The following is an 18,156-nucleotide window of genomic DNA, read 5'->3' as shown; positions in this document are numbered from 1 at the left end:
AATCAGGCGGCGCGTCGCAGGGTTTCAGTCAGCGACTCGATGCTGGCGGCCTTGGGTTTGACCAGCCAGAACTTGCCGATGTAATCGCGGAATTCGTCGAGGATCTGCTGCGCCCAGATGCTGCCGGTCAGCTCGCGGTGGCGGCCGATCAGGCGGTGCAGGTGCTGGCGATAGTTTTCGAAGCCCTCGGCGGACACGCGATGGATGTCGATCAGTTCGTGGTTGTAGCGATCGACGAAATCGCGGTCCACGTCCAGCACATAGGCCAGGCCACCGGTGAAACCGGCGCCGAAGTTCAGGCCGACCTTGCCCAGTACCAGCACCACGCCGTCGGTCATGTATTCGCAGCAGTGGTCGCCGGCACCTTCCACCACCGCCAGCGCGCCGGAATTGCGCACCGCGAAGCGCTCACCGGCGCGGCCGGCGGCAAACAGTTCGCCACCGGTGGCGCCGTACAGGCAGGTGTTACCGATGATGGCGGTGCTGCGTGCCTCGAAGCGCGCGCCACGCGGCGGCCGCACCACCAGGCGGCCCCCGGCCATGCCCTTGCCGACGTAGTCGTTGGCCTCGCCTTCCACTTCCAGGTGCAGGCCGCCGACATTGAAGGCGCCGAAGCTCTGCCCGGCGCTGCCACGGAAGCGCAGCTCCAGCGGTGCCTCGGCCATGCCCTGGTTGCCATGCGCGCGTGCCACCGCGCCGGCCAGGCGGGTGCCGATGCTGCGGTCGGTGTTGTGGATCAGGAAGCGGTGCTCGCCACCGCGCTTGTGCTCGATGGCCGGGGCCAGCAGGCCATCCATCTGCGTGGCCAGGCTGTCCGGCGATTCGTACAGGCGCTGCGCGGCGCAGTGGCTGCCTTCGTATCGGGCATCGGCCAGCAGGCGCGACAGGTCCACGCGCACACCCTCGCGCGGTGCGGCGTCGATCTGCCGCAGCAGATCGGTACGGCCGACGATCTCGTCCAGCGAACGTGCGCCCAGGTAGGACAACCAGCCCCGCACTTCCTCGGCCAACAGGCGGAAGAAGTTCTCCACGCGCTCGGGCTGGCCGGTGAAGTGGTTCTCGCGCAGGCGCTCGTCCTGGGTCGCCACACCGGTGGCGCAGTTGTTGAGGTGGCAGATGCGCAGGTACTTGCAGCCCAGCACGATCATCGGCGCGGTGCCGAAGCCGAAGCTGTCCGCACCCAGCAGCGCGGCCTTGACTACGTCCAGGCCGGTTTTCAGGCCCCCATCGGTCTGCAGCAGGGTGCGCCCGCGCAGATCGTTGGCCAGCAGCGCCTGGTGCGCTTCGGCCACGCCCAGTTCCCACGGCACGCCGGCATAGCGGATCGAGCTGACCGGCGAAGCGCCGGTGCCGCCGTCGTGGCCGGAAATGGTGATCAGGTCCGCACCGGCCTTGACCACGCCCGCCGCAATCGTGCCGACGCCGGCATGGCTGACCAGCTTCACCGACACCAGCGCGGTCGGGTTGACCTGCTTGAGGTCGTAGATCAGCTGGGCCAGGTCTTCGATGGAATAGATGTCGTGGTGCGGCGGCGGCGAGATCAGGCCGATGCCCGGGCGCGCATAGCGCAGGCGCGCGATCAGTTCGTTGACCTTGTGGCCAGGCAGCTGGCCGCCTTCGCCGGGCTTGGCTCCCTGCGCGACCTTGATCTGCAGCACCTCGGCGTTGACCAGGTATTCGGCGGTGACGCCGAAGCGCCCCGAGGCGACCTGCTTGATCTTGCTGCGCCGTGGCGTGCCGTAGCGGGCCGGGTCTTCGCCGCCTTCGCCGGAGTTGCTGCGGCCGCCGAGGCGGTTCATGGCAATCGCCAGCGCCTCGTGCGCTTCCGGTGACAGTGCCCCCAGGCTGATCGCTGCGGTATCGAAGCGCGGGAACAGCACACTGGCCGGTGCCACTTCATCGAGCGGCGTGGGCGAAGCGGCCGGCACCAGTTCCAACAGGTCGCGCAGCGCCGATGGTGGCCGTGCATGCACGGCATCGCAGTACTGCTGCCAGGCACGCGGGTCACCACTGCGCGCCGCGCGCTGCAGGGTGGTCACCACGTCCGGGTTGTACATGTGGTACTCGCCGCCGTGCACGTACTTCAGCAGGCCGCCGACATCCACGTCCTGCTGCGCATCCCAGGCCTGCGCGCACAGCTCGCGCGCGTCGGCATCCAGGCGCGCGAAGCCGGCGCCACCGATGCGCGAGGCGGTATCCGGGAAGCACAGGTCGACCACCTCCGGTTCCAGGCCGATGATCTCGAACAGCTGCGCGCCGCGGTAGCTGGCCACGGTGCAGATGCCCATCTTCGAGATGATCTTGGACAGGCCCTTGTAGACGCCCTTGCGGTAGCGGCGGCCGATCTGCGACTGCTCGCCGCCCTTGCTGAGCTTGAGGATGCCGCGACGGCCCAGGTCGAACAGGGTCTGGTAGGCCAGGTACGGGTACACCGCGGTGGCACCAAAGCCGAGCAGGCAGGCCATGTGGTGCGGGTCGCGTGCGGTGCCGGTCTCGACGATCAGGTTGACGTCGCAGCGCAGGCCCAGCCGCGAGAGGTGGTGGTGGATGGCGCTGGTGGCGAGCAGGGCGTGCACCATCGGCCGCCCGGCTACCGGGTAGCGGTCGGACAGCAGCAGCATCACCATGCCGTCGCGCGCGGCCTGTTCGGCTTCGGCGCAGATGCGCTCGATGCCGGCGCGCAGGCCTTCGTCCTCGCTGTAGGACAGGTCGAGCAGGCGGTTGGCCTGCACGTACTGGTCCATCTTCAGCAGCTGGCGCAGCTTGCGCTGGCTCAGCACCGGCGAATTGAGGATGACGTGGTTCACCGTCTCCGGACCGGCATGGAAGATGTTGGTCTCCTTGCCGAGCTGGGTGGACAGGGACATCGCGCAGTCTTCGCGCAGCGGGTCGATCGGCGGGTTGGTGACCTGCGCGAAGGCCTGGCGGAAGTAGTCGTAGAGCGGGCGGCTGCGCTGGCTCAGCACCGCCATCGGCGTGTCATCGCCCATCGAGCCGGTGGCTTCCTGTTCGGTCTCGGCCAGCGGCCGCAGCACCTGCTCCACTTCCTCGCTGCTGAGCTGGTAGAGCTTGTGGTAGCTGCGCAGCGTGCCTTCGTCGAAGGGCTCTTCCACCAGTGACGGGTCGATCAGTTCGGTCTGCAGGTAGGTGACGCCCTGCTGCAGCCACTGCTTGTACGGCGCGCGGCCGCGGTTGATGCGGTCCACCGCGTCGGAGTCGAGCAGGTCGCCGCGCTTGAGGTCGATGGCCACCATTTCACCGGGGCCGAGCTTGCCCTTGCGCACCACGCGCTCGGTGGGCACTTCCCACACGCCGGCTTCGGAGGCGACCAGGAAGTGGCGGTCGGCGGTCAGCATCCAGCGCGCCGGGCGCAGGCCATTGCGGTCGAGGGTACAGACGGCGTAGCGGCTGTCGCAGGCGACGATGCCGGCCGGGCCATCCCAAGGTTCGCTGTTGAGGCCGTGGAACTCGTAGAACGCGGCCAGGTCCGGGTCCTTGAACTCCAGCGACTGGGTGGCCGGCGGGACCAGGATGCGCAGTGCCTGGATCAGCTCCATGCCGCCGGCGACCATCAGCTCGAGCATGTTGTCCAGGCTCTGCGAGTCCGAACCATGCATGGAGATCACTGGATCGAACTCGGCGATATCGAAGCGCGGCGTCTTCCACACCTTGCTGCGTGCCTGCGCCCAGCGCCGGTTGCCTTCGATGGTGTTGATCTCGCCGTTGTGGGCGAGCATCCGAAACGGGTGGGCCAGCGGCCAGCGTGGCAGCGTGTTGGTGGAGAAGCGCTGGTGGAACACGATGGCGCTGGAGGCCAGTTCGCGGCGTTGCAGGTCCGGGTAGAAGCGGCTGAGCTTGTCCGGCAGCACCATGCCCTTGTAGCTGATCGCATCCGGGGTGAGCGTGGTGACGTAGAAGTCGGCGTGCGCGCGCAGCTGCTGTTCGCTGCGGCGCCGGGCCAGGAACAGGGCCAGCGCGAAGCCGGCGTCATCCTGGCCGACCCCGGCGTCGACGAACACCTGTTCGATACGTGGCAGCGTGTCGCGCGCCAGCTGGCCGCAGACGCTGTCATCGGTGGGTACTTCGCGCCAGCCGGCCACTCTGCAGCCCACCGCTTCCACCTGCGCCTGCAGCTGGGTGCGGCAGGCGTCGGCGGCCTCGGCGTCGTGCGGCAGGAACACCAGGCCGGCAGCGAAGCGCGCGGCGGTGGTGATGCCGGCTTCGCTGGCCAGCAGTTTCAGGAAAGCATCGGGGCGGCGCAGCAGCAGGCCGCAGCCATCGCCGGTCAGGCCGTCGGCGGCGACGCCGCCACGGTGGGTCATGCGCGAGAGCGCGGCGATGGCGGTATCAACCAACAGGCGCGAAGGTTGATCGTCGAGCTGGGCGACCATGCCGAATCCACAGGCATCGCGCTCGGAGCGCGGGTCGTAAAGCCCTTGGCGGTTGCGGGGGGCCATCTCTACCTCGATGCGGGAAGAATTGAACGGGGACACTCAAGCCCGCCCAATCCCTGGAGCGCATCGTGAGGCCACCGGATGCCTCGACTAGATCACAGGTTGCTGCAGCGCCGCAATACACGGTTGCAGGTGCAACAGAAAGCGCCGGCACGCCTGTGCCGGCGCGGGGCCGAACTCAGCCGCAGCGCGTGCCGCTGACTGCGCCCTTGTCGTCCACTTCGATGTTGAGGCGGTCGCCGAGGAACTCCATCGTGGCCACGTCGTTGGGCTTGAGCACGCGCACCTGGCTGGCGCCGGCGTCTTCCTGCGCCTGCTTGCCCAGCGCGTCGGTGTAGGCCTGGCCGACCAGGCTCTGCACCTGGCTGGCGTCGCAGGTGCCGACCGGCGGCGCCTCGGTCGCCTTGCCTGCGTCGTCGGCCGGCGCCTTGGCGGCTTCGGCGGCCTGCTGGGCATGAGCGGTGGCCGAATCCTGTTCATCCAGCGCCGGTGCCTGGCAGGCGGTCAGGGCCAGCACGGCCGGCAGCAACAGGGCGGAGAGCGAACGGGCGCGAATCGGGAACGACATCATGACTCCGGAAGGGGTTGTGAAGACCCGAGCATAGCGGCGAACCGACCCTCACGTGTTTGTCTTGCGTTATCGACAGGATCACCGCGCCGCACCCGCGACACTCAGCGCATGCCAACGCCCTCCACTCCTGAACAACAGGCCGCGCGTGCCGCCGGCCTGCGCTATGTCGATGACACCCAGCCCGGCATCAGCCGCCGCCGCGCCGGCAAGGGCTTCAGCTACCGCGATGCCGACGGCCACGCGCTGCGTGATGCCGCCACCCTGCACCGCATCCGTGCGCTGGCGATCCCGCCGGCCTATACCGCGGTATGGATCTGCGCACATGCCAACGGCCACCTGCAGGCCACCGGTCGCGATGCGCGTGGGCGCAAGCAGTACCGCTACCACGCCGACTGGGCGGCGGTGCGCGATTCGGGCAAGTTCGACCGCACCATCGCCTTCGGCGAAGCGCTGCCGGGCCTGCGCAGGCGGCTCAGCCGCGACCTCAAGCAGCGGGGCTTCCCGCGCGGGAAAGTGCTGGCGGTGGTGGTCGCGCTGCTGGCCGACACCCTGGTGCGGGTGGGCAATGAAACCTACGCCAAGGAGAACAGGTCCTACGGCCTGACCACGCTGCGCAACCGCCACCTGGACCTGCTGCGGGGCGGCCGGGTGCGCATGCGCTTCCGTGGCAAATCCGGCCAGCTGCATGAAGTGACCGTCGGTGACCGCCGGCTGGGCACGCTGGTACGCGGTGTGCAGCAGTTGCCGGGCCAGGCGCTGTTCCAGTACCGCGACGATGAGGGCATCATCCAGCCGGTCGATTCGGGCGCGGTGAATGACTACCTGCGCGAGGTGATGGGGGAAGACTTCACCGCCAAGGATTTCCGCACCTGGGGCGGCACCCTGGCGGCGGTGCAGACCTTCGCCGCCACCGAGCTGCCGGAACCGGCCACCCAGCGCGCGCTGGCCAAGGCGCAGCGCGAGGTGGTGTGCCAGGTAGCCGCGCGGCTGGGCAACACGCCGGCGGTGTGCCGCAAGGCCTATATCGACCCCTGTGTGTTCGTCGGCTGGGAGCGCGGCGAACTGGCTGCGCTGGCCGGCCTGCGCGGCCCGCGCCAATGGGAGCAGGCAACGCTGAAGGTGCTGCGCAGGGCGCGGCGGTTGGCCAAGCGCCGCGCCTGAACCCTCCGTAGCGTCGAGCTTGCTCGACGGCTGTTACCCGCAGTAGATCGCGGTGATGTTGTTGGTGCGGCCCTTCTCGATGGTCAGGCGGTCACCGCCTTCGCTGGCCGGCGGCACCCGCGGACCGTCATGACGCAGCACCCGCACGTGCAGGCTGTCGCTGTCCACGCGGGCACGGGCAACGGTGGCGTCCGAGGCCGCCAGCCCCAGCGCACCGCGCACCATGTCGCTGTGGCACTGGCCGGAAATCACGCCGTCGATCGGCTGTACCTGCGCCACCGGCGAGCTGCTGCAGGCGGCGAGGGCAAAGCAGACGGCGGCGGTGGTGATGGCATGTTTCATGGAGGCGTTCCTTGTGTGGTTGCGTGCAGCGTGCGACGCCGCACGTGGTGGCGGAATGAATACCGTGCACATCGTGGACACGGTGCGCTCACTGCCGCCAACAGCATAGGTGGAGACACTGCAGGAGCGGCGTGTGCCGCCCCCGGTAGTGCCGGCCGCTGGCCGGCAGCCCCTTTCCCTCCCGAGGAGACCTGCATGGCCACCACCAAGAAAACCCCCGTTCGCCGCAAAGCCTCGCCGAAGGTGCGCAAGGGCAGCACCGCGACGAAGACCGCTGCCGACCCCGATCGCCCGCGCGTGGTGAAGACCGCAACCCGCAAGGCGGCCGCCAGCGACCCGCGTGCGGCGCGGGTGGCCTCGCGGCAGCGGCGCCTGCAGGACCAGGAGAAGGCCAAGGACGCGCGCGCAGCGAAGAAGGCCACGAAGAAGACCGCCACCCAGGCCGGTGCACGCAGGCAACCCGAGGTCATGCCCGCACAGCAGCTGGCCAAGCCCGGGCATGAACACCAACTTGAGCTGGCGCCACGCTTCCTTGCGCCGGACTACGCTGGAAGCGGCAAGCTGCAGGGCCTGCGCGCGATCATCACCGGTGGCGATTCCGGTATCGGCCGTGCGGTGGCGGTGCTGTTCGCACGTGAGGGCGCGGACGTTGCAGTGCTGCATCTGGATGAAGCCGAAGATGCCGAGATCACCCGCCAGCACGTGGAACGCGAGGGCGGACGCTGCGTGGTGATCGCCGGCGACGTGCGCGATCCGCGCTTCTGCAACAAGGCGGTGAAGCAGGTGGCCAAGGCGTTAGGCGGCATCGACATCCTGGTCAACAATGCCGCGTTCCAGCTGCACTGCGAGCGCCTGGAGGATCTGGAAGACGCGCACCTGCAGGAAACCCTGCAGACCAACATCGGTGGCTACATCCAGATGGCGCGCGCGGTGCTGCCGCATCTGGGCGAGGGTGCCAGCATCATCAACACGGGTTCGGAAACCGGCCTGTTCGGCAGCAAGGCGCTGATCGACTACTCGGCCACCAAGGGCGCGATCCATGCCTTCACCAAGGCATTGGCCAGCCAGCTGCTGCCGCGCGGAATCCGGGTCAACTGCGTGGCACCCGGCCCGGTGTGGACCCCGCTGAACCCGGCTGACAAGACGGCGGAAGACGTGGCGGCGTTCGGAAAGGACAGTGACATGGGCCGGCCCGCACAGCCCGAAGAACTGTCGCCGGCCTATGTGTTCCTGGCCTCGCCGGCCTGTGCCAGCTACATCAGCGGGGTGATCCTGCCGGTGATGGGCGGGCCGCGGGGCTGAGCCGACGGTAGTGCCGGCCGCTGGCCGGCAGCCTCAGGGCACGGTCACCGCAGGCGCATGGAGATCAGCAATGCGCGGAATGAACTGCTGCGGGTTGGCGCCGACCAGGTTGGTCAGTACCACCACCGCCACGCCGCGGTCGGGATACACGACGAACGCCGAACGCGCGCCACCGATGCCGGCCACCTGAAGGTCAGGTGAGGCCTGCAGCACCGGCCAGCCACCGGCCCACGGCCCGGCGCGGCCGTCGGCCAGGCGCTCGGCGGTCCACATGCGTTGCCGCGCCGCCTGCTGCAGCAGCTGCCCGCCGCTGAGCGCGACCAGCCAGCGTGCGGTGTCGTCGGCGGTGGTGAGGATGCCGCCACCGGCCCACAGGCTGGGCGGCATGTCGTAGAACCAGTGCGACAGGCGCGGCGGCATGTCGGCCGCATCGGTGGCGCGTGGCGCCAGGCTGTACATCGTCGCCACATCCGGAATCAGGTCATAGCTGTCGCCGAAGGTGGTGCGCGCCATGCGAGCGCCGCTGAACTGGCCGGTGGCAAGGTAGCGGTCGTAGGGCATGCCCGATTGCTGCGCGATGATCCGCGCCAGCAGCACATAGTTGGTCTGGTTGTAAGCAAAGCGCTGCCCGGGAGCCGCTTCGACCGGTCGCGCGGTGACCGCCGTCCATGCCTGCGCTTCGGAACCACCGCCCAGCAGGCCATTCGCATCGAGGATGTCCGGCAGGCCCGAGGTGTGTGCCAGCAGCTGGCGCACGCGTACGTCCTTCCAGGTGGCTGGAAGATCATCCAGGTAGCGCGAGGCGGGGGCATCCAGATCCAGTCGCCCTTGCTCTGCCAGCTGTGCGATGGCGACGCCGGTGAACGCCTTGGTGGCCGAATTGAGCGGGAAGCGGGTGTCACGCGAGACGCGCACGCCGTTTTCCACGTTGGCAAGGCCATAGGCTTCGGAGAGCACGATCTGCCCCTGCCTGACCACGGCAACCTGCAATCCGGGAATGCGCTGCTCGAGCATGATCTGACGGATCAGGCGACGGGTCTGGTCGTTGGCCTGGTCCTGGCTGGCAGACATCGCAGGCAAGGGCAGGGCGGCGAGAGGCAGGGCGCAGATGAGCATGAGCAGGGCTCGAAGCGTTGGGCGGAACATGCGGGCTTCCGGCGGGGCGTCGAGGATCGGATGCGCGGAGCGCGGGAAAGGTTTAAGCGCGCCGAGTTGCCTACCGTTCGTCGGCCCATGACTTCCGGGGGGTTGACTACAGTTGTCGTCACGCTGAAAGTGACGACACGTGTAGTCAAGGGAGTTGTGCCATGCGTGGCAAGACGATCGGGGACCAGGAACTGGCCCTGCTGCAGTACATCGATGAACATGCGCCGGCCAGCGTCGGCGAGGTCGCCAGTGGTTACGGCGAGGCCCGTTGCCTGGCCCGCTCGACCGTGCTGACGATGATGGAGCGGCTGCGTGCGAAAGGGTATCTTCAGCGCCGGCAGCAGGAAGGCGTATACCGCTACCAGGCCACCCGTGGCCCGGAGAGCGTGCTGCAGGGCGCCGTGGCCCAGTTCGTCGACAACACCCTGCAGGGTTCGGTGTCGCCGTTCGTGGCCTACCTGTCGCAGCGCCAGCAGGTCAGTGACAACGAACTGGCCGAGCTGGAAGCGCTGGTCGCCCAACTCCAATCGCGTCGCCACGAGGGCTGAGCCATGGACACCACGATGCTGATCCCGTTGTTGGAACGGCTGGGCTGGACCAGCCTGCAGACCGTGCTGCTGGTGGCCTTGGTGTATGGGGCGTGCCGCGCATTGCCGTCGCTGTCGGCGGCGACCCGCTGCCGCCTGTGGTGGCTGGTGTCGCTGCAGACCGTGCTCGGCCTGTTCTGGAGCCAACCGCTGCAGCTGGCCTGGTTGCCGGCGCCGCAGGCGGTGGCGATGACCGCCACCGACGTGGCTGCCGACATGATTTACCCGCTGGCCCCGGAAGCCTCCGCACAGCTGCTGGCCGCGATGCCGATGCCTGCCGCCGACATGCCGGCGGTGGCGTGGTGGGCCGTCGCGCTGGCTGCGCTGTGGTTGTCCGGCGTGCTGCTGATGGCATGGCGCACCTTCGGTGAGTGGCGCCAGTGCCGCGCGCTGCTGGCGGCGGCCTATCCCTGCCAGGACGAGGCGCTGGTACAGGCCCTGCAGTTGGCCTCCGAAGCGCACGGCGTGCGCCCTGCGCCGCGCCTGTGGATGAGCACGCAGGTGGACTCGCCGCAGCTGGTCGGGCCGTTCCGTCCGGTACTGCTGCTGCCGGCCGGCGAAAACGCCCTGCAGGGCGATGCGCTGGACCTGGCGCTGACCCACGAACTGCAGCATCTGCAGCGGCGTGACCTGCAGTGGGGCCTGTTGCCCGCGCTGGCGCAGCATCTGTTCTTCTTCCATCCGCTGCTGCGGCTGTCGGTGCGCGAGTACGCCCAGGCCCGCGAGGAAGCGGTGGATGCGGCGGTGGTCGGCCAGCACGGTGCCAGCCGCCAGGCCTATGGTCGCCTGCTGCTGCAGTTGGGCGTGGCACCGCAGCCGCACCTGGGCGTGGCCAGCGCCGCGCCGAGCACCACCAGTCTCAAGCGCCGCCTGATGTCGCTGCAACCGCGCCGGGCCTGCCCGCGCATCTTGGCGATGGCGTTGACCGCTGTGGTGCTGGTGGTGGGTGTGGCGCCGATGAGACTGGTCGCTGCGCCGGTGCCGCCGGCACCTCCCGCGCCGCCTGCGGCACCGAAGGCCGTGGTGCCGCCGCCGCCGAAGGCTCCGAAAGCACCGCCCACACCGCCTTCGTCCGCGCACGTTCCGGCCGTGCCGGTGGCGCCCGCGCCGCCTGCCGAGCCGGCTGGGGTTGAGGCGTTGTCAGGTCCGGATGATGCAGATGTGGCGGTCGACGTGGATGCGGATGTCGATGTCGATACCGGCATGCACAGTCAACATACGACCTCCCGCACGACCTCCATCACCACCTACGGCCGCCTGGACCTGGGCAAATCGCCGCCGCAGGCCTTCGTGCTGGTCGATGGCGATTCGACCTTCGCCAACGGCGGCATGGACGACGTGACGGTCGCCCGCAGGCAGCTCGGCAAGGGCCCGGCGCTGTGGTTCCGGCAGGGCGACAAGCGCTATGTGGTGCGTGACCCGATGCTGATCGAGTCGCTGCAGCGTGCCTACAGCGGCGCGGCGGATCTGGGCCGCCAGCAGAGCGAACTGGGCCGCCAGCAGAGTGCGCTGGGTCGCCAGCAGGGCGAACTCGGCAGGCAGATGGGCGAAGTGGGCCGCCTGCAGGGCGAGGAGGCGCGCCGCATGGCACTGGCCGCCGCCGAGGCTGCGCGCAGCGCGATGGCCGCCCATGACATCAACCGCGAGGCGGCGGCGGAAGCGGCGAAGGCGGCCCGGGGCGCGACCAACGATGCGGCCGTTGCACGTGAGGCCGCACGTGAGGCCGCTGCAGAGGCACGTCGTGCGATGCAGGAAGTGGACAACGAAACCGCGCGGGCCACTCACACCCGTGACATGCAGCGCCTGGCCAGCCAGCAGTCTGAGCTGGCCAGCCGCCAGGCGGCGCTGGGCAGCCAGCAGGCCGCGTTGGGTGAACGCCAGGCACGCGTGCATGAGCAGGCGTCGCGGCAGGCGCAGCAGGTGATCGCGCGTGCACTGGCCAGCGGCAAGGCCGAGCGCCTGTAAAACGGGTAGTGCCGGCCGCTGGCCGGCACCCTCCCCGAGGCCGATCAACCGCAGCTGGCGCGCTCGATCCGGTTCTGCGCGTCCACCTGCACGGTCACGCGGTCCTGGCGGAAGTCCATGGTCACCGCCATGCCCGGCTTGACCACCCGTGCGTTGCGCGCGCCGCTGTCGGCCACCAGCCTCTTGATGGTGGCCTCGTCGGCGGTCTTGCCAGTGAAGGCTTCCAGCGCTTCCGGCCTGCATTCGTGCGCGGCGTCGGCCACTGGCGCTGGCGCGGCATCGTGGGTGGTGCTGCTGCCGGCGTGGCTGCAGGCAGCCAAAGGCAGGATGGCAAGCAGGGCAAGGGGACTAAGGCGCATCGTCGGGCTCCACGCGTGGATGGTGGCGCCAGTGTCACCGCCTTACCCGTCAGGGCATGTCAACGGTGTTTCACGCTACTGCCCGACCAATGCCAGCGTCTCGCGCTCGCGCTGTTCTTCGCGCACCAGCTGCTGCAGCAGCAGGGCCAGGGTCACCACGTCCTGGTGGTTGTGGTCGGCCACCCGGCGCAGGTTGACTGCATCGCCACCGCGCAGGAAACGCAGCCATGCGCCCGGGGCTTCCGAGCCGGGCAGGTCGTCTTCGCGCACCACGCGCAGCAGCTGGCGTTCGATGGTGGACAGCTTGCAGTTCTCCCACGTGCCGCGATAGCGGCGACGCGTGGGATGGAGCAGGTCGACATGGTCCAGCGCGCTGATCGGGCAACGCTGGCGTGCCAACCGGTAGCGCGCCTTCAGCAACGGCGCGTCGTAGCTGCGGCCGTTGTAGCTGCAGAACACGGTGGACGGCTGCAGCCAGCTGGCGAAGGTGGCCAGCATCGCGTCCTCGGCGGCCATCGTCGCCATCAGCAGCTGGCGGATGCGCAGGCCTTCGCCGCGTTGCGGGCACACATGCCAGTCGGCGGCCCCGATCATGAAGGCGCGGGTGCCGGTGCCGCCGGCCAGGCCGGTGGTTTCGGTATCGAAGAACAGCAGGTCACGCGGGGATACGTGTTCGCCTTCGCGGCGGGCGAAATCCAGCGACAGCGGCTGTGCCGGAATCGGCTGCGCTTGCAGCGACTCGATCAGGAACAGGCCCGGCGCGATTTCCTCACCGGGGAGCTGGCGATCCTGCGCACTGGCACGCGTCGGTGCGGGACCGCCGCGTGTGCGCAGGCCGAGCAGGCGATGCAGGCTGCCCACCTCGGGCCGACGCAGTGGTGCGGGTGGCGCAACCGGTGCCGCAGCGCCGGTCGGCTTGTGGCGGATCTCCTGCTCAACCCAGGCGAACACCGAGCGCTCGGCCACTGGCTGCCGCGCATCGTTGGCGGCTACCGGGGCTGGTGCTGCAGGCGGCGGCCCGGGCACGGCCGGCGTGCCCGTCTTCGGGTCACCGGCCTGCTTCCGCAGCAGGCGCAGCTTGTCCAGGCTCAGGCTCACGGGGCCAGCAGCGCCATCGGGTCGCGGGTGGTCACCACCACGTCGGGCACGTGCTGGCAGGCTTCGGCATCGAACAGATCCAGCACGCGCAACGCCAGCGCACGCGGCGAGGTCTCATCCTCTTCCTGCGCGGCCAGCACCGGGCCGACACAGGCCGGGCAGCCGGCCCTGCAATCGCAGCGCTGCACCAGTTCGCGCGCGCGCTGCACCAGTTCGGCCTGGCGCTGCCACAGCGGCTCGCTGAGGCCAACGCCGCCGGGGAAGTTGTCGTACAGATAGACGGTCGGCACGAACTCCTGCAGCAGTTCGACCGAACCCGGGTCGCCATTGCTGCCGCGCAGCTGGCCACGGCCGCTCTGGTCGGCGATCGCGAACCAGGCACCATCGCCGTTGCCGACCGACTTCTGCAGGTCGCGCGCATCGGCCATCACCGCCACCGTGGCAACAATATGCAGCGCGTAGGCCGCGCCGAGGAAGCCGTCCAGCGCATCCTGCTTGCTGGCGAACGCGCGCAGCAGCAATGCCTGCGGCAGCTGCCACCACACCGCGGTGGTGTGCAGTTCCTGGTCGGGCAGGTTGACCGGGCCGTAGCCGATGTTCTCGTGCGTGTAGTAGCGGATCTTCTTGTAGCCGGCGACGCGCCGTACCACGTGCACTTCGCCGTGATGCGAATCGCCACGGCCGGCCACGCCGCCGTCGAAACGGTCCAGCACCTTGAGCCTGGTGAAGTCGATGCTGTCGGTGTAGTAGTCCACGTGGGTGCGGGTGACGTAGGCCTTGCGCCCCTCCCAGTCGAGCGTCTCCACCTGGTACGGGGTGGACTGCACCATGTGGATGGCGCCTTCGTACAGGGTGAGCGCGGCGGCCGAATAGTCGACCTCGGCGATGATCTGCTGGCGGCCATCGCTGCGGTCGACCACCACGAAGTTGCCGTCGGCCACCGCACGCAGGCTGACCGCGTTGGCCGGATAGCTGTCGGCGATCCATTCCCAGCGCTCGCCTTCGCGGTGGATCACCTCGGTCTCGGCCAGCGCTTCCAGGAACACTTCCGGATCGATCGGGCCGAAGCCATCGCCGACCCGGAACGGCAGCTCGAAGGCCGCGCAGCGGATGTGGTCGAACAGGATCAGCGGCTGGTCCGGGGCGATGCGCGCGTGTTCGGGCGAGGCCTCGGCGAAGAAATCCGGATGGCGCACCACGTACTGGTCCAGCGGCTGCGAGCTGGCCACCATCACGCCCAGTGCGGGCTGCTGGCGACGGCCGGCGCGGCCGAAGCGCTGCCAGGTGGCCGCCACGCTGCCGGGGTAGCCGTTGAGGATCACCACGTCCAGGCTGCCGATATCCACGCCCAGCTCCAGCGCCGAGGTACTGACGATGCCGTCGATGTTGCCGGCGCGCATCGCACGCTCGGTCTCGCGGCGTTCGGTGGGCAGGTAGCCACCGCGGTAGGCGCGGATGCGCGGCGGCTTGCGCGGGTCGTGGTCGAAGATGTCCTTCAGGTACTTGGTCAGCACCTCGACCATCAGCCGCGTCTGCGCGAACACCAGGGTCTTCAACCCGGACTTGATCGCGATGCGCGCGATGCGGTTGCTCTGCGATCGCGCCGAGGCACGCAGGCCCAGGTCCGGATTGATCACGGGTGGGTTCCACAGCAATACCTGCTTGGGCCCACTGGGCGCGCCGGACTCGGTAATGGCGGTGACCGGCGCCTCGATGAGTGCCTCGGCATGCGCCTGTGGATTGCCGATGGTGGCCGAGCACAGGATGAACTGCGGTTGCACGCCGTAGAACGCGCAGATGCGCTTGAGCCGGCGCAGCACGTTGGTGACGTGGCTGCCGAACACGCCGCGGTAGGTATGCACTTCGTCGATGACGATGTAACGCAGGTTCTCGAAGAACTGCGCCCACTTGGTGTGATGCGGCAGGATCGCCTGGTGCAGCATGTCCGGGTTGGAGACCACGATGTCGCCGTGCAGGCGGATCGCCTGGCGCGCGTCGCCGGGGGTGTCGCCGTCGAAGGTGAAGGCCTTCACCCCCAGATCGCCGGCGCGGTTGAGCTCCAGCAGCTCGGCCACCTGGTCCTGGGCCAGCGCCTTGGTCGGGAACAGGTACAGCGCCTTGGCCTTGTCCTGCATCGCCGCGCTGACCACCGGCAGGGTGTAGCACAGCGACTTGCCGCTGGCGGTGGGGGTGACGATGGCCACGTGCTCGCCACGCTGGCTGGCCTCCCAGGCCTCGGCCTGGTGGCTGTAGAGCTGTTCGATGCCGCGTGCCTTCAGCGCCGCGGCCAGCGCCGGCGGTACCGCATCGGGAATGGGCGCGTAGCGGCCTTCGCGGCCGGGAATGGCGAAGCTGCCGGTGATGCGGTCCTGGTAGCGGCGCTGCAGGCGTTCACTGAGCAGGGCACCGTCGCGGGCGGGCAGGCCGTCGCGGGTAGCAAGCTTCTGCTCGGCGTCGGCGGTGCGCTTGGCGAGTTCGTAGGCCATGGAAAGTGGAGCCGGGACGTTTTTCGAGGGGTCACATGGCACCACATTCACGTCTCAGGATGTGAGACATCGCGCGCGAAGGGTGTGAACCGTTCAGTGCCACGGCTCGGGGCGGTGCGCGATGTCCGCGTCAAGCGCATGACGGCGGCGGAGGAACTGCACGACGCAGAGCACAAGGCGTACCGCGTGCCAGACCAACGCCAGCACTGCCAGCAACTGCCAGCCATGGGCAACCGCCCAGCCCGGGTCCAGCCGCTGCGGCAGCGGCGTTCCGGTGGCGCCCAACACCAGCACGCACAGCAGCAGGCCCAGCCAGGCCAGATGCCAGAATCCGCCCGTGGGCGGATAGCGCCGCCGGTCGCTGGCCAGGCACCACGCCGTACCCGCACCCAGCACCCCGCCATCACAGGCGCGCACCTCCAGCAACATCGAGCGCCCACTGGAGAATCCTGCGACGTGTTCCCACTCCTCCGGAAGCTGCACGCGCCGGTCATTGCCCAGCAGCCACACCCGGGGTGTTTGGGCAGTACGCTGGTAAGCGCGCAGGCGCTCGCGGACCTGCAGCACGCGCTGTGCCGTCGCAGGGCTGTTGCGGCGAGGCAGGCCCAGCCAGACGGTAAGACCGGCGATGACGAGCAGCGGCATGGCGAGCAGGCCGGGAACGCCGGTGGCGGCCCATAGCGCCAGCGCGGCAATCACCAGGGGGGAAGGGCGCAGGCCAGGACCACGTCGCAGCGCGACTTCTTCCGGCGTCTCCCTGCGCTCGCCACAGACGCGGCTGGTGGCGGCATCCGGTCGCGCAGCAGCGAGGGTGAAGCCATTGAGACGCACCACGACGGCCTCGCGTTCGCCCAGCACCACCTCGGCTTCATTGTCTTCCGAGAGGTAGGGCCATGCCTGTCTTGGCACCAGCACGGGAATGCCACCCAGCAGGCCGTCGCCGACCGGAAAGGTGTTCCAGCATGCACCGGCAGTGAATGCCCCGCGCAGTCGCTTTACCTGGTCTTCATGGCCACGGCCGGTCAGCGCGCGCACCGGTGCCAGTGCCGCATGCTCGTCGGCGCCCAACGTCCGCAACGTGCTGCTCCGGCGCAGCGCGGCCATACCCGCGCGGGCGCGTGCCGTCCATTCGGCAACGGCCGCCGCGACCATCGTCAGCAGGATTGCCAAGCCGACCAGTACCGCCGCGCGCGACATCAGCAGGCGAACGGCTGCAGCGGTGGGGCGGTGGAGGGAGCTGACATGGGGGTTGCCGTAGCGGGAACGGCACAGGATGTAGGCCCCGCCCCCGGGGGGGAATGAAATTCGTTGCAAACTTCGGCGGCCCTGGCCGCGCATCGGCGAGGCGTGACACACCCTGAATGCCCCGGCGGATGCCAACGAAATCTGAAGCCCGCATCCGTATCCTTGTTCACAGGACGCAACCAACAGGGTGGATGGCGGTGGCAGGACGTGGATCGCAGGGCGCACTGCTGGCTGGCCTGTTGCTGGTTGGGCTTGCGCGCGCGCAAGCGCAGCAGGCCGTGCCGGTGCCCGATCCTGTGCCCGTTGCCCCTGCAGATGCTGCGGCGGCAACCACCGCGCCGGTATCCACCACCCCGCCGCAGGACAACGTCACCACCCTCGGCGAAGTGCGGGCGCTCAAGCCCGAAGACGAGCCGCTGGACCTGTATCGCTTCAAGAACCCGGTGAAGTTCGGTGACAACCGCTTCAGCCGCGACTGGAGCGAGCCGCCGTCGCCCGAACAGGTCAGCATGAGCGGCGGCTACATCATGATGGGCGTGGTGAAGGGCGTGATGGCGGCGGCCAAGGGGGTCAACAAGCTGACCGGCGGGCCTTCGCAGATCCAGGCAGCGGTGGCGCGGCCACCGCCGGAGCTCAGCGCCGAGCAGCAGCAGCGCGCGCTGCGGTTCTCGCAGCAGCAGGATGCCGGCGACGCGCCTCCGGCGAAGTAGCGACGGTATATCCTTCGGCCTTCTCCATGGGGGCGTTGCCATGTTGCTGCGTTCGTTCGTCCTGCTGGCGGCCGTGCTGCCGATCCCTGCCTTCGCTGCCGGCATCGCCGGCGACGGTGCCTGCCGCAACGGCGCATTCCCCTCCGAACAGAGCCGGTTCGCACTGGCGCGGGTGGTGGGCACGCAACGCCTGTACCTGCTCGGTGACATGGACGGCTGCCCGGCCAAGGGCGAGCCGGCGTGCCGGCAGCGCAGCTACGTAGTGAACGGCGATGTCGTGGTGACCGGGCGCGACCTCGGCCGCTACCGCTGCGCGTTCTTCCCGAACAAGGTGGGCGGCAGTGCGGGCTGGGTGGAGCGCAGCACGCTGCAGCCGCTGCCGGTGGCGACCCCCTCGCTGCAGGATTGGGTGGGTCACTGGAAGGATGGCGACAATGGCCTGCGCATTTCGGTGCAGGGTGGGCAGCTGCAGGTGGAAGGCGATGCCTACTGGCCCTCGGCCAACCCCACGCTGGAACAGCGCCCGTATGGGCCGAACCTGGGCCAGGTGGAAGCGCGCGCGATCCCACGCGGTGCGGATGTGGAATTTGCCGAGGACGCCTGCAGGGTGCGCGTGCATTCACTGGGGGACGTGCTGATCGTGTCCGACAACAGCGAGTGCGGTGGCATGAACGTGCGTTTCAATGGCGTGTACCGGCGCGCCGGCAAGCTCTGAAAGAGAGATGAAGGG

General features: G+C 69.1%; 14 protein-coding genes. 6 read left to right on the top strand and 8 right to left on the bottom strand.

Features of this window, described 5'->3' with window-relative positions; translation table 11 throughout:
- Positions 1–2: 2 nt before the first annotated feature.
- A complete protein-coding gene (gene gltB / locus SSKA14_RS01620) occupies positions 3–4,457 on the bottom strand; it encodes a glutamate synthase large subunit (RefSeq protein WP_008265282.1) in 4,455 nt (1,484 codons plus the stop codon).
- Positions 4,458–4,632: 175 nt separating this feature from the next.
- Entirely contained in the window at positions 4,633–5,022 is a 390-nt protein-coding gene (locus SSKA14_RS01615; RefSeq protein WP_040009243.1) for an I78 family peptidase inhibitor, read from the bottom strand.
- A gap of 111 nt (positions 5,023–5,133) precedes the next feature.
- Between SSKA14_RS01615 and SSKA14_RS01610 the strand changes: the two genes are divergently transcribed.
- Entirely contained in the window at positions 5,134–6,186 is a 1,053-nt protein-coding gene (locus tag SSKA14_RS01610) for a DNA topoisomerase IB (RefSeq protein ID WP_008265259.1), read from the top strand.
- Positions 6,187–6,219: 33 nt separating this feature from the next.
- On the opposite strand, the gene SSKA14_RS01605 is transcribed toward SSKA14_RS01610, so the two are convergent.
- Complete coding sequence (locus SSKA14_RS01605) at positions 6,220–6,528, bottom strand: hypothetical protein (protein WP_008264675.1); 309 nt, start codon at positions 6,526–6,528, stop codon at positions 6,220–6,222.
- Positions 6,529–6,723: 195 nt separating this feature from the next.
- On the opposite strand from SSKA14_RS01605, the gene SSKA14_RS01600 reads away from it, so the two are divergent.
- On the top strand, positions 6,724–7,830 hold the full coding sequence (locus SSKA14_RS01600; RefSeq protein ID WP_008265619.1) for an SDR family oxidoreductase: 1,107 nt from the start codon (positions 6,724–6,726) through the stop codon (positions 7,828–7,830).
- A gap of 33 nt (positions 7,831–7,863) precedes the next feature.
- Here the strand turns inward: SSKA14_RS01600 and SSKA14_RS01595 are convergent, their stop codons facing one another.
- Positions 7,864–8,931, bottom strand: a complete 1,068-nt coding sequence (locus SSKA14_RS01595) for a serine hydrolase domain-containing protein (protein WP_040009241.1) — start codon at positions 8,929–8,931, stop codon at positions 7,864–7,866.
- Positions 8,932–9,137: 206 nt separating this feature from the next.
- Between SSKA14_RS01595 and SSKA14_RS01590 the strand changes: the two genes are divergently transcribed.
- Both SSKA14_RS01590 and SSKA14_RS01585 read left to right on the top strand, forming a co-directional pair.
- A complete protein-coding gene (locus SSKA14_RS01590; RefSeq protein WP_008268120.1) occupies positions 9,138–9,524 on the top strand; it encodes a BlaI/MecI/CopY family transcriptional regulator in 387 nt (128 codons plus the stop codon).
- 3 nt (positions 9,525–9,527) lie between these two features.
- Positions 9,528–11,528 carry a M56 family metallopeptidase gene (locus SSKA14_RS01585; RefSeq protein ID WP_008265160.1) on the top strand — a complete coding sequence of 667 codons (2,001 nt, stop codon included), beginning with the start codon at positions 9,528–9,530 and terminating at the stop codon, positions 11,526–11,528.
- 44 nt (positions 11,529–11,572) lie between these two features.
- Here the strand turns inward: SSKA14_RS01585 and SSKA14_RS01580 are convergent, their stop codons facing one another.
- The 4 genes from SSKA14_RS01580 to SSKA14_RS01565 form a co-directional block, all read right to left on the bottom strand.
- Positions 11,573–11,887, bottom strand: a complete 315-nt coding sequence (locus SSKA14_RS01580) for an I78 family peptidase inhibitor (protein WP_008267994.1) — start codon at positions 11,885–11,887, stop codon at positions 11,573–11,575.
- Between the two features lie 75 nt (positions 11,888–11,962).
- Entirely contained in the window at positions 11,963–12,985 is a 1,023-nt protein-coding gene (locus SSKA14_RS01575) for a ribonuclease H-like domain-containing protein (protein ID WP_008268224.1), read from the bottom strand.
- Positions 12,982–15,471 (bottom strand): DEAD/DEAH box helicase, encoded by a 2,490-nt coding sequence (locus SSKA14_RS01570; protein WP_008268026.1) that lies wholly within the window; start codon positions 15,469–15,471, stop codon positions 12,982–12,984. Before SSKA14_RS01570 ends, SSKA14_RS01575 begins: the two co-directional genes overlap by 4 nt.
- 93 nt (positions 15,472–15,564) lie before the next feature.
- Complete coding sequence (locus SSKA14_RS01565) at positions 15,565–16,668, bottom strand: hypothetical protein (RefSeq protein ID WP_008265829.1); 1,104 nt, start codon at positions 16,666–16,668, stop codon at positions 15,565–15,567.
- Positions 16,669–16,907: 239 nt separating this feature from the next.
- Between SSKA14_RS01565 and SSKA14_RS01560 the strand changes: the two genes are divergently transcribed.
- Both SSKA14_RS01560 and SSKA14_RS01555 read left to right on the top strand, forming a co-directional pair.
- Positions 16,908–17,426: a hypothetical protein gene (locus SSKA14_RS01560; protein ID WP_008267486.1), complete on the top strand. Its 519-nt coding sequence runs from the start codon at positions 16,908–16,910 to the stop codon at positions 17,424–17,426.
- 40 nt (positions 17,427–17,466) lie between these two features.
- On the top strand, positions 17,467–18,141 hold the full coding sequence (locus tag SSKA14_RS01555) for a hypothetical protein (protein ID WP_008267518.1): 675 nt from the start codon (positions 17,467–17,469) through the stop codon (positions 18,139–18,141).
- Positions 18,142–18,156 lie beyond the last annotated feature (15 nt).

Origin of the sequence: Stenotrophomonas sp. SKA14, from assembly GCF_000158575.1 — a bacterium.
Lineage (GTDB): Bacteria > Pseudomonadota > Gammaproteobacteria > Xanthomonadales > Xanthomonadaceae > Stenotrophomonas > Stenotrophomonas forensis.
The sequence above is the reverse complement of the archived record's forward strand: the minus strand, read 5'-3'. Positions and strand labels throughout refer to the sequence as shown.

Coding starts and splice junctions, on each gene's coding strand:
- gltB (WP_008265282.1), bottom strand. CDS start 4,457: ATGGCCCCCCGCAACCGCCAAGGGCTTTACGACCCGCGCTCCGAGCGC.
- SSKA14_RS01615 (WP_040009243.1), bottom strand. CDS start 5,022: ATGTCGTTCCCGATTCGCGCCCGTTCGCTCTCCGCCCTGTTGCTGCCG.
- SSKA14_RS01610 (WP_008265259.1), top strand. CDS start 5,134: ATGCCAACGCCCTCCACTCCTGAACAACAGGCCGCGCGTGCCGCCGGC.
- SSKA14_RS01605 (WP_008264675.1), bottom strand. CDS start 6,528: ATGAAACATGCCATCACCACCGCCGCCGTCTGCTTTGCCCTCGCCGCC.
- SSKA14_RS01600 (WP_008265619.1), top strand. CDS start 6,724: ATGGCCACCACCAAGAAAACCCCCGTTCGCCGCAAAGCCTCGCCGAAG.
- SSKA14_RS01590 (WP_008268120.1), top strand. CDS start 9,138: ATGCGTGGCAAGACGATCGGGGACCAGGAACTGGCCCTGCTGCAGTAC.
- SSKA14_RS01585 (WP_008265160.1), top strand. CDS start 9,528: ATGGACACCACGATGCTGATCCCGTTGTTGGAACGGCTGGGCTGGACC.
- SSKA14_RS01580 (WP_008267994.1), bottom strand. CDS start 11,887: ATGCGCCTTAGTCCCCTTGCCCTGCTTGCCATCCTGCCTTTGGCTGCC.
- SSKA14_RS01570 (WP_008268026.1), bottom strand. CDS start 15,471: ATGGCCTACGAACTCGCCAAGCGCACCGCCGACGCCGAGCAGAAGCTT.
- SSKA14_RS01565 (WP_008265829.1), bottom strand. CDS start 16,668: ATGTCGCGCGCGGCGGTACTGGTCGGCTTGGCAATCCTGCTGACGATG.
- SSKA14_RS01560 (WP_008267486.1), top strand. CDS start 16,908: ATGGCGGTGGCAGGACGTGGATCGCAGGGCGCACTGCTGGCTGGCCTG.
- SSKA14_RS01555 (WP_008267518.1), top strand. CDS start 17,467: ATGTTGCTGCGTTCGTTCGTCCTGCTGGCGGCCGTGCTGCCGATCCCT.